20 protein-coding genes are annotated in these 19,840 nt (G+C 63.4%); 14 read left to right on the plus strand and 6 right to left on the minus strand.

Features of this window, described 5'->3' with window-relative positions; genetic code table 11:
- Nucleotides 1–10 precede the first annotated feature (10 nt).
- From ftsZ to O7B34_RS09215, 8 genes are all read left to right on the plus strand, one after another.
- The gene (ftsZ, locus tag O7B34_RS09180; protein WP_337145738.1) at nt 11–1,696 is read left to right on the plus strand and encodes a cell division protein FtsZ; all 1,686 of its coding nucleotides are present in this window, start codon (nt 11–13) and stop codon (nt 1,694–1,696) included.
- A 280-nt stretch (nt 1,697–1,976) separates the two neighbouring features.
- A complete protein-coding gene (lpxC, locus tag O7B34_RS09185; protein WP_337145739.1) occupies nt 1,977–2,927 on the plus strand; it encodes a UDP-3-O-acyl-N-acetylglucosamine deacetylase in 951 nt (316 codons plus the stop codon).
- Nucleotides 2,928–3,188: 261 nt separating this feature from the next.
- Nucleotides 3,189–4,058, plus strand: a complete 870-nt coding sequence (locus O7B34_RS09190; RefSeq protein ID WP_027141655.1) for an outer membrane protein assembly factor BamD — start codon at nt 3,189–3,191, stop codon at nt 4,056–4,058.
- A 184-nt stretch (nt 4,059–4,242) separates the two neighbouring features.
- Nucleotides 4,243–5,916 carry a DNA repair protein RecN gene (gene recN / locus O7B34_RS09195; protein ID WP_337145740.1) on the plus strand — a complete coding sequence of 558 codons (1,674 nt, stop codon included), beginning with the start codon at nt 4,243–4,245 and terminating at the stop codon, nt 5,914–5,916.
- A 134-nt stretch (nt 5,917–6,050) separates the two neighbouring features.
- Entirely contained in the window at nt 6,051–8,255 is a 2,205-nt protein-coding gene (ligA, locus tag O7B34_RS09200; RefSeq protein WP_337145741.1) for an NAD-dependent DNA ligase LigA, read from the plus strand.
- A complete protein-coding gene (locus O7B34_RS09205) occupies nt 8,252–8,947 on the plus strand; it encodes a DUF2461 domain-containing protein (protein WP_337145742.1) in 696 nt (231 codons plus the stop codon). The genes ligA and O7B34_RS09205 overlap by 4 nt, the downstream gene beginning before the upstream one ends.
- 168 nt (nt 8,948–9,115) lie before the next feature.
- The gene (locus O7B34_RS09210; RefSeq protein WP_337145743.1) at nt 9,116–9,844 is read left to right on the plus strand and encodes an AzlC family ABC transporter permease; all 729 of its coding nucleotides are present in this window, start codon (nt 9,116–9,118) and stop codon (nt 9,842–9,844) included.
- Nucleotides 9,841–10,137 carry an AzlD family protein gene (locus O7B34_RS09215; RefSeq protein WP_027141660.1) on the plus strand — a complete coding sequence of 99 codons (297 nt, stop codon included), beginning with the start codon at nt 9,841–9,843 and terminating at the stop codon, nt 10,135–10,137. The genes O7B34_RS09210 and O7B34_RS09215 overlap by 4 nt, the downstream gene beginning before the upstream one ends.
- Nucleotides 10,138–10,176: 39 nt before the next feature.
- Here O7B34_RS09215 and O7B34_RS09220 read toward each other — a convergent pair whose 3' ends face one another.
- On the minus strand, nt 10,177–10,428 hold the full coding sequence (locus O7B34_RS09220) for a hypothetical protein (protein WP_337145744.1): 252 nt from the start codon (nt 10,426–10,428) through the stop codon (nt 10,177–10,179).
- Nucleotides 10,429–10,538: 110 nt separating this feature from the next.
- On the opposite strand from O7B34_RS09220, the gene O7B34_RS09225 reads away from it, so the two are divergent.
- Nucleotides 10,539–11,435 carry a LysR family transcriptional regulator gene (locus O7B34_RS09225; RefSeq protein WP_337145745.1) on the plus strand — a complete coding sequence of 299 codons (897 nt, stop codon included), beginning with the start codon at nt 10,539–10,541 and terminating at the stop codon, nt 11,433–11,435.
- On the opposite strand, the gene O7B34_RS09230 is transcribed toward O7B34_RS09225, so the two are convergent.
- From O7B34_RS09230 to O7B34_RS09240, 3 genes are all read right to left on the minus strand, one after another.
- Nucleotides 11,425–13,269 carry an aminopeptidase P family protein gene (locus O7B34_RS09230; RefSeq protein WP_337145746.1) on the minus strand — a complete coding sequence of 615 codons (1,845 nt, stop codon included), beginning with the start codon at nt 13,267–13,269 and terminating at the stop codon, nt 11,425–11,427. The genes O7B34_RS09225 and O7B34_RS09230 overlap by 11 nt on opposite strands.
- A 201-nt stretch (nt 13,270–13,470) precedes the next feature.
- A complete protein-coding gene (locus O7B34_RS09235) occupies nt 13,471–14,343 on the minus strand; it encodes a 50S ribosomal protein L11 methyltransferase (RefSeq protein ID WP_337145747.1) in 873 nt (290 codons plus the stop codon).
- A gap of 11 nt (nt 14,344–14,354) precedes the next feature.
- Complete coding sequence (locus O7B34_RS09240; protein WP_337145748.1) at nt 14,355–14,933, minus strand: SCO family protein; 579 nt, start codon at nt 14,931–14,933, stop codon at nt 14,355–14,357.
- Nucleotides 14,934–15,129: 196 nt separating this feature from the next.
- Here O7B34_RS09240 and O7B34_RS09245 point away from each other — a divergent pair, with 196 nt between their 5' ends.
- The 3 genes from O7B34_RS09245 (at nt 15,130) to O7B34_RS09255 (ending at nt 17,124) form a co-directional block, all read left to right on the plus strand.
- Complete coding sequence (locus tag O7B34_RS09245; protein WP_337145749.1) at nt 15,130–15,648, plus strand: CreA family protein; 519 nt, start codon at nt 15,130–15,132, stop codon at nt 15,646–15,648.
- A gap of 83 nt (nt 15,649–15,731) precedes the next feature.
- Nucleotides 15,732–16,373: a DapH/DapD/GlmU-related protein gene (locus tag O7B34_RS09250; protein ID WP_337145751.1), complete on the plus strand. Its 642-nt coding sequence runs from the start codon at nt 15,732–15,734 to the stop codon at nt 16,371–16,373.
- 322 nt (nt 16,374–16,695) lie between these two features.
- The gene (locus O7B34_RS09255) at nt 16,696–17,124 is read left to right on the plus strand and encodes a low affinity iron permease family protein (RefSeq protein WP_337142851.1); all 429 of its coding nucleotides are present in this window, start codon (nt 16,696–16,698) and stop codon (nt 17,122–17,124) included.
- Nucleotides 17,125–17,127: 3 nt separating this feature from the next.
- Here O7B34_RS09255 and O7B34_RS09260 read toward each other — a convergent pair whose 3' ends face one another.
- Nucleotides 17,128–17,994 (minus strand): SDR family NAD(P)-dependent oxidoreductase, encoded by an 867-nt coding sequence (locus O7B34_RS09260; protein WP_337145752.1) that lies wholly within the window; start codon nt 17,992–17,994, stop codon nt 17,128–17,130.
- Between the two features lie 135 nt (nt 17,995–18,129).
- Between O7B34_RS09260 and O7B34_RS09265 the strand changes: the two genes are divergently transcribed.
- Nucleotides 18,130–18,411, plus strand: a complete 282-nt coding sequence (locus O7B34_RS09265; RefSeq protein ID WP_023792142.1) for a hypothetical protein — start codon at nt 18,130–18,132, stop codon at nt 18,409–18,411.
- Between the two features lie 70 nt (nt 18,412–18,481).
- Here the strand turns inward: O7B34_RS09265 and O7B34_RS09270 are convergent, their stop codons facing one another.
- Entirely contained in the window at nt 18,482–19,057 is a 576-nt protein-coding gene (locus O7B34_RS09270) for a TMEM175 family protein (protein ID WP_337145753.1), read from the minus strand.
- 238 nt (nt 19,058–19,295) lie between these two features.
- Between O7B34_RS09270 and O7B34_RS09275 the strand changes: the two genes are divergently transcribed.
- Nucleotides 19,296–19,703: an SH3 domain-containing protein gene (locus O7B34_RS09275; RefSeq protein WP_337142828.1), complete on the plus strand. Its 408-nt coding sequence runs from the start codon at nt 19,296–19,298 to the stop codon at nt 19,701–19,703.
- The last annotated feature ends 137 nt before the right edge of the window (nt 19,704–19,840 follow it).

The following is a 19,840-nucleotide window of genomic DNA, read 5'->3' on the forward strand; positions in this document are numbered from 1 at the left end:
GACGGAGACAATGACCATCAATCTGCAGAAGCCGGACATCACCGAGCTCAAGCCGCGCATCACCGTGTTCGGTGTCGGCGGCGGCGGCGGCAATGCCGTGAACAACATGATCACCGCCGGACTGCGCGGTGTCGAGTTCGTCGTGGCCAACACCGACGCGCAGGCGCTGACCATGTCGAAGGCCTCTCGGCTGATCCAGCTTGGCGCGCATGTCACCGAGGGGCTCGGTGCCGGATCGCAGCCGGAAGTCGGCCGCGCCGCGGCGGAAGAGTGCATCGACGAGATCCTTGACCATCTCACCAACACCCACATGTGCTTCGTAACCGCCGGCATGGGCGGCGGCACCGGTACGGGTGCTGCTCCGGTTGTCGCCCGCGCGGCCCGCGAGAAAGGCATCCTGACCGTCGGCGTCGTCACCAAGCCGTTCCACTTCGAAGGCCAGCGCCGCATGAAAACGGCCGACTTCGGCATCGAGGAGTTGCAGAAATGCGTCGACACCTTGATCGTCATCCCCAACCAGAACCTTTTCCGGCTGGCCAATGACAAGACCACCTTTGCCGACGCCTTCGCGATGGCCGACCAGGTGCTCTACTCCGGTGTCGCCTGCATCACCGACCTGATGGTCAAGGAAGGCCTGATCAACCTCGACTTCGCCGACGTGCGTTCGGTGATGCGCGAGATGGGCAAGGCGATGATGGGCACCGGCGAGGCTTCGGGCGAGGGCCGTGCGATGGCGGCGGCGGAAGCCGCGATCGCCAACCCGCTGCTCGACGAGACCTCGATGAAGGGCGCCAAGGGCCTGCTGATCTCGATCACCGGCGGCCGCGACCTGACCCTGTTCGAAGTCGACGAAGCGGCGACCCGCATCCGCGAGGAAGTCGACCAGGACGCCAACATCATCCTGGGCGCCACTTTCGACGAGGAACTCGAAGGCGTCATCCGCGTCTCGGTGGTCGCCACCGGTATCGACAAGTCGGCGGCTGAAATCGCCGCCGCGCCGATTTCGATCCGCACCGCTCCGCCGAAGCCGGCTGCCCGGCCGGCCGTCGCCCCGATGGAAAGCCGCCCGGCACCGGTCCAGCAGGCGGTGTATGAACCACGCGCCGCCGATCCGGTTGCCGAAGCCATCCAGTTGGCCGAAGCGAATGCCGCGGCCATGGCGCAGGCTCGTCCGGCTCCGGTCGCCCATGCGGACGATTTCCGCCCGCAGAGCAAGATCTTCCAGGCGCCGCCCGCACAGCCGCAGCCGATGGTGCAGCCGGTCGTCCAGCAGATGATGCAGCCGGCTCCGCAGCCGCGCGAAATCCTGCGTGAGGTCCAGCAGCCGGTCGCGATGGCGCCGCAGCGCATGCCGCGCGTCGAGGACTTTCCGCCGGTCGTGAAGGCCGAGGTCGACGCCAAGAGCCGTCCGGTGGACCATGAGAACAGCGGCCCGATGGGTCTCCTGAAGCGTCTGACCAATGGCCTGACCCGTCGCGAAGAGGAACCTGCACGGCTGCAGCCGGCGCAACCGCGCGAGCCCAAGCTGCGCCAGGCCGCACCGGAAGTGCGCCGCCTCGCCAGCCAGGACGCGCAGCTCTACGCCCCGCGCCGCGGTCAGCTGGACGATCAGGGCCGCCTGACGCCGCAGACCAGGGCGACTCAGGACGACGATCAGTTGGAGATTCCGGCGTTCCTGCGCCGCCAGGCCAACTGAGCCGTTAACGGACTGTAACAATTGTTAACAGGCAGGCAAGGAATTGCTTGCCTGTTAACGTTTAAAACACAGCATAATCAATTGGTTATGGTGCCGTACATGTTCCAGTTCGCGGTTACAAAGAGTAAGAAACCGTGATTTGGAGTCTCCTTGCCGGGACATTATCTTCGCTGCCTACCATAGTCGGTATGCCGGGATTTCGGGGGAAGTAGCCCTGCCTGCCGACTTCACAAGAGCCGCGCCCTCGGGCTGGAGAAGCGGACCTAGGCATTACGGGCTCATGGGGATTGTCTTGCACGACCACCAGACGACAGTGAAGACGCGCGCGTCGCTTACAGGCACCGGCGTTCACAGCGGCAAAGAAGTTTCCATCAATTTCCTGCCCGCGGATGCCGATACCGGCATCGTGTTCCAGCTCCTTAATGGCGATGGACAGGGCCGCGAATTCCGAGCCCTGTTTTCCGAGATCGGCGCCACCGATCTTTGCACCATGCTCGGCGATCCCTCTGGCGAGCACATCGCCACGGTCGAGCACATCATGGCGGCCCTGTTCGGGCTCGGCATCGACAATGTCGTCATCGAGATCGACGGCCACGAGGTTCCAATCCTTGATGGCAGCGCCATGGCGTTCGTCGAAGCCATCGACGAGGCCGGCATCGAGGTGTTGGCCGTCAAGCGGCGCTATATCAGGGTGGTCAAGCCGGTCCGCATCGAGAACGGCGCCTCCTGGGCGGAGTTCAGGCCCTATGACGGTACCCGTTTCGAGGTCGAGATTGATTTCGAAAGCCCGGCGATCGGCCGTCAGCTCTTCGCATCGGACATCAATGCCGATATTTTCCGCCGCGACATCGCGCGGGCCCGCACCTTCGGCTTCATGAAGGACGTCGAGCGGCTGTGGGCCGCCGGTTATGCGCTGGGATCCTCGCTGGAAAATTCCGTGGTGATCGGTGATGACAACCGCGTCATCAATATGGGCGGCCTGCGCTATCCCAACGAATTCGTGCGCCACAAGACGCTCGACGCCATGGGCGACCTGGCGCTGGCCGGTGCGCGCTTCATCGGCTGTTTCCGCTCCTATCGCGGCGGTCACCGGCTGAACGCCGCCGCGCTGCGGCGCCTGCTGTCGGACCGCACGGCCTTCGAGATCGTCGAGACGACACGCCGGGAGCGTGGCCGGGCCGCCGAGATGAATGCCGTCAACGCGCCTCTCTATGCGCCCTGGATGATCTGATTTTCTTAATCTTTTTCGGATTCCATGGCGGTATGGTGTTGCAAGAATGCATCATCCATCAGTGAAATTGCATAGATTTTTATGCCACGGTCCGCCGCCACAAAAATGTGCGATTGGCTGGACATAGCGTTGCCGGGCAAGGCGGTAATGGTTTATGGCTGCTGCCGTCGATTAGTGCATGTCGCTCAAAAGTGGGGACCAGTTTTGGGACAACAGCATGCAAGAGGCATTGAAATAACGCCGAAAGGGCGCAATCCAATCATGTTCTTCAAGCGAGTCGGTCAATCGAAAGCGCCGCAGCGGTCTGTTTTCCTGGCGCTTTCGGTGGTTGTTCCATCGCTCTTTCTGTCGGCCTGCATGTCGTCGGAGAAAGATATCGACCTGTCGACCTATGTCGACCAGACCGAGCCGGCCGACGTTCTCTACAATCAGGGCCTCGCCAACATGAATGCGGGACGCCTGGACGAGGCGAGCAAGAAGTTCGACGCCGTCGATCGCCAGCATCCCTATTCGGAGTGGGCGCGCAAATCGATGGTGATGGGCGCGTTCGCCGACTATCGAAAGGGCAGCTACGACGACGCGATCCAGTCGGCAAAGCGGTACCTGGCCCTTTATCCCTCCACGGATGACGCCGCCTACGCCCAGTACATCATTGGTCTCAGCTACTATCGCCAGATCAAGGACGTGACGCAGGACCAGAAGGAAGCACGCCAGACCCTGCAGACCATGCAAGACCTGGTGACGCGCTGGCCGACGTCGGAATATGTAGACGACGCCAAGGAAAAGATCCGCTTCGCCAACGACCAGCTCGCCGGCAAGGAAATGCAGATCGGACGCTATTATCTGGAGCGCCGCGAATACATCGCCGCCGTCAAGCGCTTCCGCACCGTGGTCGAAAACTATTCCAATACCCGCCATGTCGAGGAAGCGCTCGCGCGCCTCACCGAAAGCTATTATGCGATGGGGTTGACCTCGGAGGCCCAGACGGCCGCCGCGGTGCTTGGCACCAACTATCCCGACAGCTCGTGGTACAAGGATTCCTACAAGCTGCTGCAGAGCAATGGGCTGGCGCCGCGCGAAAATGCCGGATCGTGGATATCCAAAGCCGGGAAGCTGATTACCGGCGCCTGACCGCAGAGCCTCCGAGCGAAGCGCGCAGCGCGCTTTTTCGGATTGATCCGAAGCTCAAACAAAAAGATAGTGCGGCGCTGCGACTCCAACTGTCGGGTGCCGCCTTAAATTTTTTGTTTCGTGCCTGTCGTTATCCCGAAACCGGGTCCACTTTTTGGGCGGCATGCAATAGGTCCGGTTTCTCATGCTTTCCAGACTGTCGATCCGAGATATCGTCCTGATCGAAAAACTGGACATCGACTTCCAGCCGGGTCTTTCCGTGCTGACCGGCGAAACCGGCGCCGGCAAATCCATCCTGCTCGACGCCCTGTCGCTGGCACTCGGCGCGCGCGGCGATGCCTCGCTGGTGCGCCATGGCGCATCGCAGGGCCAGGTCATCGCCGTGTTCGATGTTCCGCGCAACCATCCGGTGCGCGCGCTGCTCGCCGAAAACGCCATCGAGGATGACGGCGACGTCATCCTGCGCCGCGTGCAGACGGCGGACGGCCGTACCCGTGTGTTCGTCAACGACCAGCCGTCCAGTGTGACGCTGATGCGCGATGTCGGCCGCGCACTGGTCGAGATCCATGGCCAGCATGATGAACGCGCTTTGGTCGATCCCGGCGCACACCGCGATGTGCTCGATGCTTTCGGCGGCCATCTGGGTGCCGTCCGCTCGACCGGCGAGGCATGGCGGCACTGGCGCGCCTGCGAGCAGGAGCTGACGCGCCATCGCGCCAAGGTGGCGGCCGCCGCGCGCGAGGCTGATTATCTGCGCGCCGCGGTTGCCGAACTGACCAAGCTCGATCCGCAGCCCGGCGAGGAAACCGAACTTGCGGAGCTGCGCGCCCACATGATGCGCGCCGAGAAGATCGCCTCCGAAATCCACGACGCGCAGGATGTGCTGTCGGGTCCGTCCTCGCCCTTGCCGCAACTGGCCAGTTTGCTGAGGCGGTTGCAGCGCAAGGCGACGGAGGCGCCCGGCCTGCTCGAGGACGTGGTCAAGTCGCTGGATGAAGCGATGTTGTCGCTCGATGCGGCGCAATCGGGCGTCGAGGCTGCGCTTCGGGCCACCGAATATGATCCGCAACGGCTGGAGAAAGCCGAAGAGCGGCTGTTTTCGCTGCGCGCGGCGTCGCGCAAGCACAGCGTCGCCGTCGACGATTTGGCGCAGCTGCGCGACACGATGGTTGCCGATCTTGCCGACCTCGATGCCGGCGAGGAGCGCCTGCACGGCCTGGAAAGGCAGGTGGCCGCCGCGCGCGAAACCTACGACATCGCCGCCGCACAGTTGTCCTCGCTTCGCCATGCCGCGGCGGTCGGTCTGACCAAGGCTGTGATGGCCGAATTGCCGGCGCTGAAGCTCGAGCGCGCGGCCTTCATCGTCGAGATGAAGAGCGAGGCCGAGACGCGCATGGAGGAGGGCATCGACCAGATTGAGTTCTGGGTGCGCACCAATCCCGGCACGCGGCCCGGGCCGATGATGAAGGTCGCGTCCGGCGGCGAGCTGTCACGCTTCCTGCTGGCGCTGAAAGTGGCGCTTGCCGATCGTGGTTCGGCGCCGACACTGGTTTTCGACGAAATCGACACCGGCGTGGGCGGCGCGGTGGCCGACGCCATCGGCCAGCGGCTGGCGCGGCTGTCGAAGCGCGTCCAGGTGCTTTCCGTCACCCACGCGCCGCAAGTTGCGGCGCGCGCGGCGACACATTTCCTGATCTCCAAATCGGGCAGCACCGACCGGGTTGCGACAGGGATTGCCGAGATGGACAGGACGGCGCGGCAGGAGGAGATCGCCCGCATGCTGGCCGGTGCCACGATCACCGACGAGGCGCGCGCCGCCGCGGAGCGGCTGCTGCGCGAGAATACAAACGCGGCGTGAGACTATCGGGCGTCATGGGGCGAGTCAGGATATGGCTCCATCCTGCTGTTCAGGAATGATCTTTTCCGAAAACCGGTTCCCACTTTTCGGGATCATGCTCTATGGTGACGCGCCACCGTTCAGGGACAAAAAGCATGGCCGAAAAACCTGTCGATTCGCTCAGCGAGAGCGAGGCTGAAGCCGAACTCCAGCGCCTTGCCGAGGAGATCGCCGGTCACGACCGGCGCTACCATGCCGAGGACGCGCCTGTTATCACGGACGCGGAGTATGACGCGTTGCGGCGGCGTAATCTTGCCATCGAGGAGCGCTTTCCCGGGCTGGTGCGTGAGGATTCGCCCTCGCTCAGGGTGGGTGCCGCACCGGCGGAAGGCTTCACCAAGGTGCGCCATGCCGTGCCGATGCTCAGCCTCGCCAAGGCCTATACCGACACTGACGTTGCCGATTTCATCGAGCGCGGCCGGCGCTTCTTCGACCGCGACAAGGATCTCGACATCGCCTTCACCGCCGAACCGAAGATCGACGGGCTGTCGGCGTCGTTGCGTTACGACAAGGGCGTGTTCGTGCAGGGGGCGACGCGCGGCGACGGTGCCGTCGGCGAGGACATCACCGCCAATCTCAGGACCATCGCCGACATCCCGGCAAGGCTGAAAGGTTCGGGCTGGCCCGAGATCATTGAGATACGCGGCGAGGTCTACATGACCTATGCGGAATTCGAGGCGCTCAAGGCGCGCTCGGCGGCTGTCGGTGGCCAGGACTACGTCAATCCGCGCAATACGGCGGCCGGGTCACTGCGCCAGAAGGATCCATCCGTCACCGCCAGCCGCAATCTCAAATTCTTTGCCTATGCGTGGGGTTACACGACGGCGGATCCGGCACCAACGCAGTACGAAGCGGTGCAAAAATTCGCCGATTGGGGTTTCAAGATCAGTCCGCTGATGGTGCGGGCGAAGTCGGTCGAGGAGCTGGTCGCGCATTATCACCGGATCGAGGAGCAGCGCTCGTCGCTCGGCTATGACATAGACGGCGTCGTCTACAAGGTCGACCAGCTGGAGTTGCAGCGCCGCTGGGGCTTCGTCACCGGTGAGCCGCGCTGGGCCGTCGCGCACAAATTCCCGGCCGAACAGGCGATGACGACCGTGCAGAGGATAGACATTCAGGTCGGCCGGACCGGCACGCTGGCGCCGGTGGCGCGGCTGGCGCCGGTGACGGTCGGCGGCGTGGTGGTGGAAAACGTCACGCTGCACAATGAGGACTATATCAAGGGCCTGGACAGCACCGGCCAGCCGATCCGCGACGGCATCGACGTGCGCATCGGCGACACGGTCGTGATCCAGCGAGCGGGCGATGTCATCCCGCAGATCGTCAGTGTCGTCGTCGACAAGCGTCCGCCCGATGCCGTGCCGTACGAATTCCCGCACACCTGCCCGATCTGCGGTTCGCCGGCGACACGCGAGATCAACGAAAAGACCGGCAAGGAGGATTCACGGCGCCGTTGTACCGGCGAATTGATCTGCCCGGCGCAAGCAGTGGAAGGGCTGCGCCACTTCGTGTCGCGCGGCGCCCTGGATATCGAGGGGCTGGGCGCGGAGAACATCGATACTTTCTTCAATGCCGGGTTGATCAAGACCGCCGCCGATATCTTCACGCTCAGGGAGCGCCGGCCCGCCGTGACCAAGGCGCTGGCCGAGCGGCGCGAGGAGCAGGCCAGGCAGCGAGAGGCAGCGTCCGGCAAGACCCGCAAGAACGTGCGCAGCGTCGAGGACCGCAACTATGAGGGGCTCGACAAGCTGTTCGCGGCCATCGATTCGCGCCGAGTGCCGGAGCTCGACCGCTTCATTTTCGCGCTCGGCATCCGCCATATCGGCGAGACGACGGCTGCCGTATTGGCCCGGACATTTTCGACCATCGAGGAGTTGATCCGCGTGGGCAAGGAGACGGCGGCGGCGGAGGATCCGCATGCCGTCTTCCCATCGATAAACGGCATTGGCGATACGGTGATCGATGCGCTGCGCGATTTCTTCGGCAATGAGCGCAATGACGACGTGCTCGAGAAGCTGCTGGAGCAGGTCAAACCGAAGCCGTACATCGTCACCGTCTCGGCCGACAGCGAGGTCGCCGGCAAGACGATCGTCTTTACCGGCTCGCTGGAAAAGATGACGCGCTCCGAAGCCAAGGCAATGGCCGAGCGTCTCGGCGCCAAGGTGGCCGGCTCGGTTTCGGCCAAGACCGATCTGCTGGTGGCGGGACCGGGTGCGGGCTCCAAGCTCAAGCTTGCCGGTGAACTCGGCGTCGAAGTGATCGACGAGGACACCTGGCTGCAGCGGGTCGGCAAGTCGTGACGGGCGAAGCGTTCAAGGGGTTCGGCTCCAAGGCCATTCCGTTCCTGAAGGCATTGGATTTCCACCAGAGTCGCGAGTGGTTCCTGGAGAATCGCGACTTGTTCGAAAAGGAATTGCGCGATCCGCTGGGCGATCTCGTCGACACGCTTACGCAGCGTTTTGCGGAAGCCGGCCTCGGCCTGCGCGGCGATCGCAAGAAATCGCTGTTCCGCATCAACCGCGATGTGCGCTTCGCCAAGGACAAGCGCCCCTATAACCGACATCTTTCGGCCATCCTGTCGCCGGATGGCACCAAGATGGAGCAGGGCGTGTTTTTCGTCCATATCGGGCTCGAGCGCTGCTTTGCCGGCGTCGCCTGGTGGCAGCCGGCACCGGAACTGCTGACGGCCATGCGCAAGGCCATCGCGAGCCATCCCGATACGTTTCGTGCCGTGGTGGCGGCGCTGAGGAAAAATGGCCTCGAACTCGATGCCGAAGGCGGCATGAAACGCACGCCGCGCGGCTTCGAAGAGGTCGCCGACAAGGATCTTGTCGCTGCCATCCGCAACCGGCATTTCGCCGTCCGCCACGCGATCGATCCGGCTGGTATCCACAGGCCGGAGCTGGTCGAGGAACTTGTCGATTTCACCTTGCGCGCCAAGCCGCTGCTCGACTGGGGCAGGGCGATCGAGGGCAAGACCGCGAAGGACTGAGCTTCCACGCAAGCGTCGACGATCATTTCCGCTGATCGTTTGGCTCAAGCGAATTCGTGTGACACGGCAGGCCATGCCACCTAAATACCGCCACTCCCTTTGTTGTCGTGCATGTCGTTGTCCCAAAATCGCCAGGCAGTTTTGGGCGACATGCATCAGGAGTGGCCGATGGCGACGGACGTGATTTCAGAGAGCGGCGGCAAAAGCGATTTCTGGCAGGGCGTGCGGCTCTCCATGCCGGTCGTGGTGGCGTCGGCGCCGTTCGCCGTGCTGTTCGGCGCGCTCGCCGTCGACAATGGCTTCTCGGTCCTTGAAGCCTTCCTGATGAGCGCGCTGGTCTATGGCGGCGCCAGCCAGATGGTCGGCATCCAGCTGTTTGGCCAGCATGTCGCGCCATGGTTGGTCGTGCTGTCGATCTTCGCGGTCAACTTCCGCCATGTGCTCTATTCCGCCGGCATCGGGCGGCGCATCGCGCACTGGCCTATCATCAGCCAAGCTCTCGGCTATTTCATCCTCACCGATCCGCAATTCGCGGTCGCGGAGGCGCGGGCGCAGTCCGGACAAACGGTCGGCTTCGCCTGGTATCTGGGGCTTGGCCTGCCGGTCTATCTGTTCTGGATCGTTGAAAGCGCGCTCGGCGCGCTGTTCGGCAAGCTCATCCCGGACACCCATGCGCTGGGCATCGATTTCCTGCTGCCGATCTATTTCCTCGGCCTCGTGATGGGCTTTCGCAAGCGGCCGCTGTGGTTGCCGGTGGTCGTCGCCAGCGCCTGCGCCTCGATCGTCGCCTACAAGACGGTGGGTTCGCCCTGGCACGTGTCGATCGGCGCCATTGCCGGCGTGCTGCTCGCCGTCATTCTGCCGCCGCACCACAGCGGCGTGGAGGCAAGGTCATGAGCACGACATTCTGGATCATCATCGCCGGCGCGATCGCCACCTATCTCACGCGCATCGGTGGCCATCTGGTCATCTCTCGCTTCGATCACATCCATCCGCGCGTGGAAGCCGGTCTCAACGCCGTGCCGGCTGCCGTGTTGACCACGCTGGTGGCGCCGGAATTGTTGAATGCCGGACCGGCGGAGTGGGCAGCCCTGGTCGTCACGGCGGTGGTTTCGCTGCGCGGCGGGCTGATGGCGATGTTTCTGGCCGGGGCGGTGGTGCTGATCCTGGCACGGCAGTTCGTGGGGTAGCTTGTCTTGCGACCGCGGTCTCTTCTTCGGTACAGCGATCTATTTTCCTACAGACATGTGCCTGCTGATCACCGCAGCACCGAAGATCCCGGCGAACAGAACAACAGCCCCAATAGTGCGCCGTGATTTCTTGAGCATCGAGGCGTGCCGTGCCGCGCTGCCTCGGATCGCGTCCGATCTCTCCAGGTGGGCGCGACGCACGGCGTCGGCATACAAGTTGTCGCGCTGCACTGCCGTCAATGCGCCAAGGTCGATCGGCCCGATGTCGAAAGGTTCTGGTTTGTGGATCATCCCAATCCCTTTTGCTCGGTCGCGTTGGCATGAATGACAGGCGATTTACGCGACGTAGGTCATGAGATAAAATGAATAATTAAGATGTCTTTGTTCTCCAGGAGAGATGATTGGATCTGACCGATCTGCGCATTTTCAGCATGGTGGTGCGCGAAGGCGGGATCACCAGAGCAGCTAAAAAACTATTTCGCGTCCAGTCAAACGTGACCACACGCATCCGGCAACTTGAAGAGGATCTGGATGTGCGGCTGTTCTTCCGCGAGGGCAAGCGACTGCGCCTGTCGCCTGCTGGGCACGTGTTGATCGACTATGCCGACCGGCTGCTGGCGCTTGCGGAGGAAGCGCGAGAGGCCATGCGTGACCCGCGCCCCCGCGGCACGTTACGCCTAGGCGCTGTGGAGAGTACCGCAGCGGTTCGCCTTCCCGGCCTGCTCAGCGAGTATCACGCTCGTCACCCCGAGGTGGAGATCGAGTTGCGAACGGGCAACCCGAGGGTTCTCGGGGCTGCCGTGCTCGCCGGCGAACTCGATGCCGCGCTCGCAGCCGAGCCGATTGCCGATGCGACGTTCGAAAAGCAATTCGCATTTCACGAGCAGTTGGTAATTGTCTCGGCGGCCTCTCGTGTTTCGGTGGACGATCGCGATGACATGCCCAAGACCATGCTCGCCTTCGAGCACGGCTGTCCGCATCGCAGGCGGCTGGAGGAATGGTATGCGCGCCGAGGATTCATGGCTGAGAAAACCGTCGAACTCGGCTCATACCATGCCATGCTCGGCTGCGTGGCGGCAGGCATGGGAATAGCGCTGATGCCGAAAAGCGTGCTGTCGGGTTTTCCTGAAAGCAGCAGGCTGCGGCTGCACGAACTGCCGTCCGGCGACGACAGTTTGCTCACCGTGTTGTTCTGGCGCAGAGGAGCGAATTCTTCCAATGTTCAGGCATTGCGGAACCTGCTTCCGCAGCAGGTTTTCCCGATTGCGAGCGGCGCTGCCACGGATGTTATTGCTTGACGTCGTGCGGCAGCGGTGCTGTCGCCTTTTCCAGCCAGGCCAGTGTTTCGCCGTCGAGCATCGGACCGATCTCGGCCAGCACGCGAGCGTGGTAGGTGTCGAGCCAGTGCAGTTCGTCACGTGTCAGCAGGTCCGATCGCACCAGCCTGACGTCGATCGGCGCCAGCGTCAGCGTCTCGAAACCGTGCATGGCGATGTCGCCGCCCTCGATCTGTTCGGCCGGCGTCACCAGGATGAGGTTCTCGATGCGGATGCCGTAGGCGCCTTCCTTGTAATAGCCGGGCTCGTTGGACAGCATCATGCCTTCGAGCAGCTTTTCGGTGCCGGTGCGGGCGATGCGCTGCGGACCCTCATGCACGGCCAGGTACGAGCCGACGCCATGGCCGGTGCCATGGGCGAAGTCGCAGCCATGCTTCCACAACGCCATGCGGGCGACGGCGTCGATCTCGGAGCCGCGCGTGCCGGCGGGGAAGCGCAGCGTCGAAATGCCGATCATGCCTTTCAGCACCAGCGTGAAGCGCTCGCGCATCTCCTCGGTAGGCTGGCCGATCGGTACGGTGCGGGTGATGTCTGTGGTGCCATCCTGGTATTGCGCGCCGGAATCGAGCAGGAACAGCTCACCAGCCTGCAGCTTGCGGCTGGTGGCGCGCGAGACGCGGTAATGCATGATGGCGCCGTTCGGGCCGGCGCCGGAAATGGTATCGAAGGAGACGTCGCGCAGCGGCATCTGGGTTTCCTCGCCGGTCTGCCGGCGGGTCTCTTCGAGCCTGGTGACGACCGCGATCTCGTCGAGGGTGCCGGGCTGCTGCCGGTCGAGCCAGCACAAAAGCTTGGCCACCGCAGCGCCGTCGCGGCGATGCGCGGCGCGTGAGCCGTTGATCTCGGCCTGGTTCTTGGTGGCGCGCGGAATACGGGCGGGATCGGGCGCGGCAATGACCGTGCCGCCATTGTCCTCGACCAGCATGCGCAGACGGTCGGCCGCCAGCACCGGATCGAGCGCGATTTTCGCGCCGCTTTTGGCAAGCGCCACGATCGCGGCGTCGAATTCGCCGGGCTCGTGCGGATCGGCGAGCTGGGTGAGGTAGGCCGCCACCTGACGCGAGAACTTGCGTCGCTCCATGAAAAGCTGGTGCGATCCGTCGGCGGCGAGAATGGCGAAGCCGAGCGCCAGCGGCGTATGCGGGACGTCGCCGCCACGAATGTTGAAGGCCCAGGCGATGGAGGAGGGGTCGGTCAGCACCGCATGGGTGGCGCCGTCCTTGCCGATCGCCGTTGCCAGCCGCGCCAGCTTGTCCTTGGCGAGCTCGCCGGCAAAGCCGATCGGGTGCAGTTCGACGGGGGTTACGGGTGCGGCGGGCTGATCCTTCCAGATGATGTCGATCGGGTTCCTGTCTAGCGGCGTGAGCACCGCGCCGGTCTTATCGGCGGAGGCCTGCAGCGCCTTGACCTCGCTGATCGTGTGCAGCCAGGGATCGAAGCCCAGCCGCGCCCCTTTGCCGATGTTGTCCCTGAGCCAGACAGCGGGCGGATTGTCGACCAGGCTCTCGATCGAAAAGATGCCGAGGTCGACTTCGCCCCGCACCTGCAGCGTGTAGCGCCCGTCGACAAAAACGAAGGCGCGGTCGCGCAGCACGACGGCGACGCCGGCCGAGCCGCTGAAGCCGGTCAGCCATTTCAGCCGTGCAGAACGATCGGCGACGTATTCGCCCTGGTGCTCGTCGGCGCGCGGAACGATGAAGCCATCGAGGCCATTGTCGCTGAGCCATTGGCGCAGCAGCGCCACGCGTGGCTTGCCGACTGCCGGATCGCCCGCGGAATCGAAGGTCTGGAACATGATGGGCCTCTTGATATCAGCTTGACCGTAGCGCATGGGCCTGGAAATCGGAATCGATTTCCGGCTGGCGCAACCTGCTACAGCATTGCCTGGCTGACAACCAAATGGGGCTGGTCCAGCCGAGGCCTGAAGCGGACGGCGCCGGCATTCTCTTGGCGATGCCTTGCCGACAACCATTGATCGGCAATGGCTTTGCCGGCCTCAGCGCTTGAGGTGGATCGTCACCCAGCCTTCGCGGTGCAAGGTGCTGATATGGCGGAAATTCTGGCCGACATAGGCCGATACCACCGCATCGCGCTGGCGGTCTAGGATGCCTGACAGCACGATCGAGCCGCCAAGCGCGATATGGCCTGCCATTTGCCGCGCGAGCCGCATCAGCGGCCGCGCCAATATGTTGGCGACGATGAGGTCGAAGGGCGCGCGCCTGGCGAAGATCGGGTGATGAAAGCCCGGCGCGGTCACCGTCTCGATGAGCGCCTTGACGTGGTTCAGCCGCGCATTGGCGGCGGCGACCTTGACCGCCACCGGATCGATGTCGGTGGCCAGCACCGGAATATGCGCCAGCTTGGCGACGGCGATCGCCAGCACCGCACTGCCTGTGCCGAGGTCGAGCGCGTTGCGCGGGTGCTCGCGCCGCACGACTTTCTCCAGCATTTCGAGGCATCCGGCGGTGGTGCCGTGATGGCCGGTGCCGAAGGCAAGGCCCGCCTCGATCTCGATGGCGAGCTCGCCGCTGTGACGCTTCCTGCTGTCATGCGCGCCATGGACGAAGAACCGGCCGGCGCGCACCGGCTTCAGGCCTTCCAGGGAACGTGCCACCCAGTCGATGTCGGGCAGCGCCTCGCGCTCGACGGGTCTCGACAAAGCAAGGCCGGCGAGAACGTCCTTCAGCCGCGCCTCGACCGCGTCGACGTCGCCATCGGCATAGAGCGAGACCTCATGGATGTCGGCGTCTTCATCGACCTCCAGCACGGCGATCGGCAGGCCTTCATCCTCGAAGGCCGTTTCGAGCGCCGCGAAGATGCGCTCCGCCTCGATCTTTCCGGTGGTGAAGTGGAGCCGCGTCTGGGTCATGTGAATTCTGGTCAGCCGTTCGCGGCGAGGCGCTTCAGCTTCTCCACGGCGGTGTCGGCGCTCTCGCCATAGGCGATTGTGCCGGCAAAGTCGCCCTTGGCGTTGAGCAGCAGCACCGAGGCGGTGTGGTCCATGGTGTAGTCGCCGTCGCCGGTGTCGACCTTCTTCCAGTAGATGCCGAACGCCTTGGCCATGGCATGGACCTCGTCCGGGTCGCCGGTGATGCCGGTGATGCGGTCGGAGAAATTGCTGACATAGGCGTTCATGACCTGCGGTGTATCGCGCTCCGGATCGACCGAGACGAAATAGGCGTGCAGGTTCTTGCCGTTGTCGCCGAGCGTCTTCAGCCAGCCGGAGAGTTCGAACAGCGTGGTCGGGCAGACTTCGGGGCAATGGGTGAAGCCGAAGAAGACGACGCTGGGCTGGCCCCGGAAAGCGGCCTCGGTAATCGGTGCGCCTTTCTGGTCGACCAGGGTGAAGGCAGCGCCGAAAGGCTCGCCGCCATAATGGCCGCGATACCAGTCGAAGGTCAGCCAGCCGATGCCGGCGGCCATGAGGACGAGAATGCCGACCAGGATAGAACGCATCATCAGAAAAGTCCGTCTGTAATGTCATGGGGCGCGCCGGCCAAAGCCGTGCGCCCTTGTTCGGCCACAGTCTTAGCGGTTCAGCCTCGCACAGGCAAAGTGCCGCGTTGCCGCAACCGCTGTGGTGTTGCCACATCTGCTTGCAAAGCCGCACAGCCCGCCCCACCTGAGACCGGCAACTCGAACCGAGGAGGCTTCTTTGCTCGAACTGATTGGGCTCGAACTGGCTGGGCGGAAACTGATCGGCGGCGCGTTGGCGGCATTCATTGCGCTTGGCGCCGGTAGCGCCGCTGCCGAGGAAGTCGGCAAGGTCGGCGTCGACTGGGTCGGCAACGACATCATCATCGACGCGATCAAGGACCCGAAGGTGGATGGCGTGACCTGCCATGTCTCCTATTTCGACCGAAGCGTCATCGACCGCCTGCACAAGGGCAATTGGTTCGAGGATCCCAGCGACTCCTCGATCTCGTGCCGCCAAACCGGGCCAATCACCATCGGCGACATCGACATGAGCGAGGGCGGCGAGGAGGTGTTCAAGCAAGGCCTCAGCCTGATCTGGAAGAAGCAGGTGGTGAACCGAATCTACGACAAGAAGAACGAGACGCTGATTTATCTGTCGCACTCGCGCCAGGTGCAAAACGGCTCGGCCAAGATGTCGGTTACGACGGTGCCGCTCTACGGCCAGAACGTGGTGTGGAGCAACAGCAAGCCGAAATAGGCGGGCGAACTCTTCCTGGTGCTACTCTGGCGATGACCGGCTCCTGCTTGCGGGACCAATCGCTCTGACGTAAAGCCGCCGGCATGAACCGTTCCGAAGATCTCGTCGCGAAGGACCCCGAGCCGCGCATCCATCCAACGGCGGAGATGAAGGGCTGCAAGCTTGGCCGCTACGCCTCGATCGGCGAACGCGTCGTGCTGCGCGAGGTCATCGTCGGCGATTTCTCCTATTTCGAACGCCATGCCGAGGCGATCTATACGACGATCGGCAAATTCTGCTCCATCGCCGCCAACAGCCGCATCAATGCGCTGGAGCATCCGATCGAGCGGCTGACCCAGCACAAGGTCAGCTATCGGCCGAACGAATATTTCCGCTGGCTGGGTGTCGATGCCGCGTTTCGCGACCGGCGGCGGTCGAAGGCCGTGACCATCGGCAATGATGTCTGGGTCGGCCACGGCGCGGTCATCTTGCCAGGCATCGCCATCGGCAATGGCGCGGTCATCGGCGCCAATGCGGTGGTGACGCGGGACGTGCCGTCCTACACGATCGTCGCCGGCGTGCCGGCGAAGCCGGTCAGGCTGCGCTTTGCCCCTGAAATAGCGGCACGCATCGAGGCTCTCGCCTGGTGGGACTGGCCGGTCGAGAAACTCGCCAGGGCGGTTCCCGACATGCAGGCAATGCCGATCGAAGCCTTCCTCGACCGCTGGGAAAACGACGCCGTTTAATCTCCCGCGGAGAACGGTTTAGGCCTCGCCGTCACGGCTGCGCAGGGAACTGTTCTTGGCGCTCTGCGGAATGAAACCCCTTCCGCCATGCGGGGGTGGCGCGGCGGAAGGGGCTGGAGGTAAACCGCTGTGAAGCGGAAGGAACAGGCTCTTGCCTGCGCGATTACCATGACATTGAACCGATAAGGTGTGTTTTCCTCCCTGCGCGCTCCATGCGTGCATTCGATTGCATCGGTTGTATTTTTTTGCCCGCGGGAACCTGAAATGGCTGCTGGTTGTTTTCTCTTGTGCCCGCACGGAGTTGCGCTGTCTGAGGGAGTTCATGATCGAGAAGCTTTTCACCAAAATCGCCAACCGGGTGGCTCACCTTGCTGGCCTGTCGCCCACGTTCGCACTCTGTTGCCTGATCGTCATCGTCTGGGGAGTAAGTGGGCCACTCTTCGCCTTCTCGGACACCTGGCAACTGGTGATCAACACCGGGACGACGATCATCACCTTCCTGATGGTGTTTCTCATCCAGAACACCCAGAATCGCGACGGCGCGGCGATCCAGGCCAAGCTCGACGAACTGATACGGGTCAGCGCGGCCAAAAACACCTTCATCGGCATCGAGCACCTGACCGAAGCCGAGGTCCAGGAGATCCGCGCCAAATGCGAGCGGGCGGCTAAGCGGCACGACGAGAAGATCGCCACCATGGCGGCCAAGAAGGCGGTTGCTCCGAAGCGAGGTGCGAAGAAGACCGCGGCTTGAGGCTCAGCCTTTCATGAACGCCGCGAACGCATCCTTGTGGTCGGGGTGCCAGCGCGACAAGGCAGGGCGGTTTTCGATAATGTCGCCGATCGCCCAGGCCATGCGCTTTTCGTCCAGAGGCCGCGCGGCCTCATTGTCGGGACACAGGATGTAGAAGTCACCCCTGACCAGCGATTCCAGCATGAAATCAATCACCTGCTCACCGGTCCACGCTCCCGCCGGCTTTTCGGTCGCGCCTTCGGTCAGGCCGGTATAGGTGAAGCCGGGGATGAGCAGATGCGCCGACAGGCGGGCGCCGGGCTCGTTGCGCAGCGCATGTGCCAGGCCCTCGGTAAAGGTCTTCACGCCAGCTTTGGAAACGTTGTAGGCGAGGTTGCCGGGAGGCGTGGTGATGCCTTGCTTGGAGCCGGTGTTGACGATCAGGCCCGGCTTGGCCGACGCCAGCATGCGTGGCGTGAAAGCTTCGACGCCATGCACGATGCCCCAGAAATTGATGTCGAGCAGCCGTTTCCAACCGTCGCGGTTGTCCCAGGGTTTTCCCGGGTTGTCGCCGACGCCGGCATTGTTCATCAGCAGCGAGACGGCGCCGAAGGCGCCGAATGCCCGGTCGGCCAAACGATCCACCTCATCGGCATTCGACACGTCCGATGCAACGGCAAGCACGGCGTCGTCGCCGGCAATCGCGGCAACGGCTCGCGAGGCATCGTCGAGGCGCGGGCCGCCAATGTCGGCGAGCACGATCTTCATGCCCATCAGCGCCAGCCGTTTGGCCGCCGCAAGACCAATGCCGCTGGCGGCACCGGTGATGACGGCGGTATTGCCTTGGCCAAGCGCGGGCAAGGCGGTCTGGATCTCGGTATCGGGGATCATCGGCGATGGTTTCCTTTTTCGATGGCGCCGAACTTAGCGCCGGAACGGGCTTGTGCAAGCCGCCATCGGGGCTTGTCGGGTTGACCAGTCCGGTCGTGGCTGCGCATGCTGCGACGCCAATAGGGAGATTTCCGATTGACGGATTGGGTTGCAATTCTGAAGGAGCAGACCGCCACCGGCGACCAGATGGGGCGCGAGGTGCCACAGATGCTGGCCAACCCGGATATCAGCGAAGCCCAGGTGAAAACCTTGTTCTCCGCATTGGAAAAGCAAGCGGAGTTCGTCGAGAAGCTGCGCATGGCGCTGGAGAAGTTCGGCCATGATTTCTCGATTATCAAGGCGGCGGAACGGCTGGAAGAGCGCTATGCTGACCTTGCCGCTTCTGTGGCGGAGAAGCTGAAGGCGATGCGCGGTTAAGCAATTCCAGGAGAGGCATGAGGCGGTTTTCCCGGGAAAAGCGCATAGCGCTTTCCCTAGGGACAAAGAGTTATTTTTCGAGAACGCGCGAAAAACGCGTGTCCGGCACCAGCCAGACCAGCGCGACGGCGACATAGAGCGCGACGCCGATCCACCGGTCGAGGAAGGTCAGCCCAACAGCCACCACATAGACGGCAAGCGAAATCCTTCCCTTACGGTCGCGGCCGATGGCCTTGGCGAATGCGGTATCCGGCCCATGCAGCCGATGCAGCGCAATGACCAGGATGCTGTAGGCGGTCGCACACATCACAAGGTCGAAACCGTAAACCGCGACGGGAACCGTGGCGAAATGGTTCTCGCCCATGAAGGCGGTCGTCACCGGCATCAGGGACAACCAGAACAACAGATGCAGGTTCGCCCACAGCACGTGGCCGTCGACACGCTGCACGGTGTGGAACATGTTGTGCAGATTGTTCCAGTAGATGCCGACATTGATGAAGGAGAGCACGTAGCATAGGAAGATCGGCCACTGCGGCAGCAGCGCCGAAAAATCCTCGCCTTCCGGCACCTTCAGGTCCAGCACCATGATGGTGATGATGATCGCCACCACGCCGTCGGTGAATGCCTCGACCCTGCCTTTGCCCATGATCACCACCCGGTCCGCGACGAATTGCCGAAAGATAGTAAATCGTTAGCGGATGTTGGCGCGCCGATAAACAGTGTGAGGAAAATTCCTCAACTATACCAGGGGAAACTTCCACGCAGGACCGGTGATCGTGGTGATCGGCCCCGGCAGCTTGTTGACTTTTCTCGCCGCGGCCTCTCCCGTTGCGATGCTGTCCCGGCCGAAGCAGTCGAACGGCCGGCACTCGATGGAGGGACTGATGAGATTTCGATTTCTGCTTGCGATAGCGACCATCCTGGCCGCAGTCTTCGGGACGTCCGCCGCGGCCTTCGCCTACGGCGCCCATACCACGACCAGCCTCAACGTTCGTACCGGGCCTGGCGCGGAATACGCCAAGGTCGGGACGCTGCCGGCCGGCTTCCGGGTTGACGTGACCGGCTGCCAGCCTGGCTGGTGCAGGATCCATGGCGGCGGTGTCAGCGGCTGGGCCAGCTCCGGCTATCTCTCGCGGGCCCAAGTCGTGCATCCGCCGGTTATCATCGTGCGCCCGCCGCATCGGCCGCCATACTGGCACCATCGGCCCCATCACCGCCCTCCGCACCATCGCCCACCGCACAAGCCGCGTCCCGGCAAGTGCAAGATCGCGCCCGGTTTTTCCTGCAAGTAGGCCCGGTTTCCTGCAAGGGGACTGATTGCACCTGATACGGCACCAGGGATGCCGCGATGGATCGGGGCCGCTGGCCCCGATCCGCCTTTGTGCGATCATCGGCCTAGTCAGGGCAAGGCCCACCGTGGTGTCAGGAG

Origin of the sequence: Mesorhizobium sp. Cs1299R1N3 (assembly GCF_037179625.1) — a bacterium.
In the GTDB taxonomy this organism is placed as follows: Bacteria; Pseudomonadota; Alphaproteobacteria; order Rhizobiales; family Rhizobiaceae; genus Mesorhizobium; species Mesorhizobium salmacidum.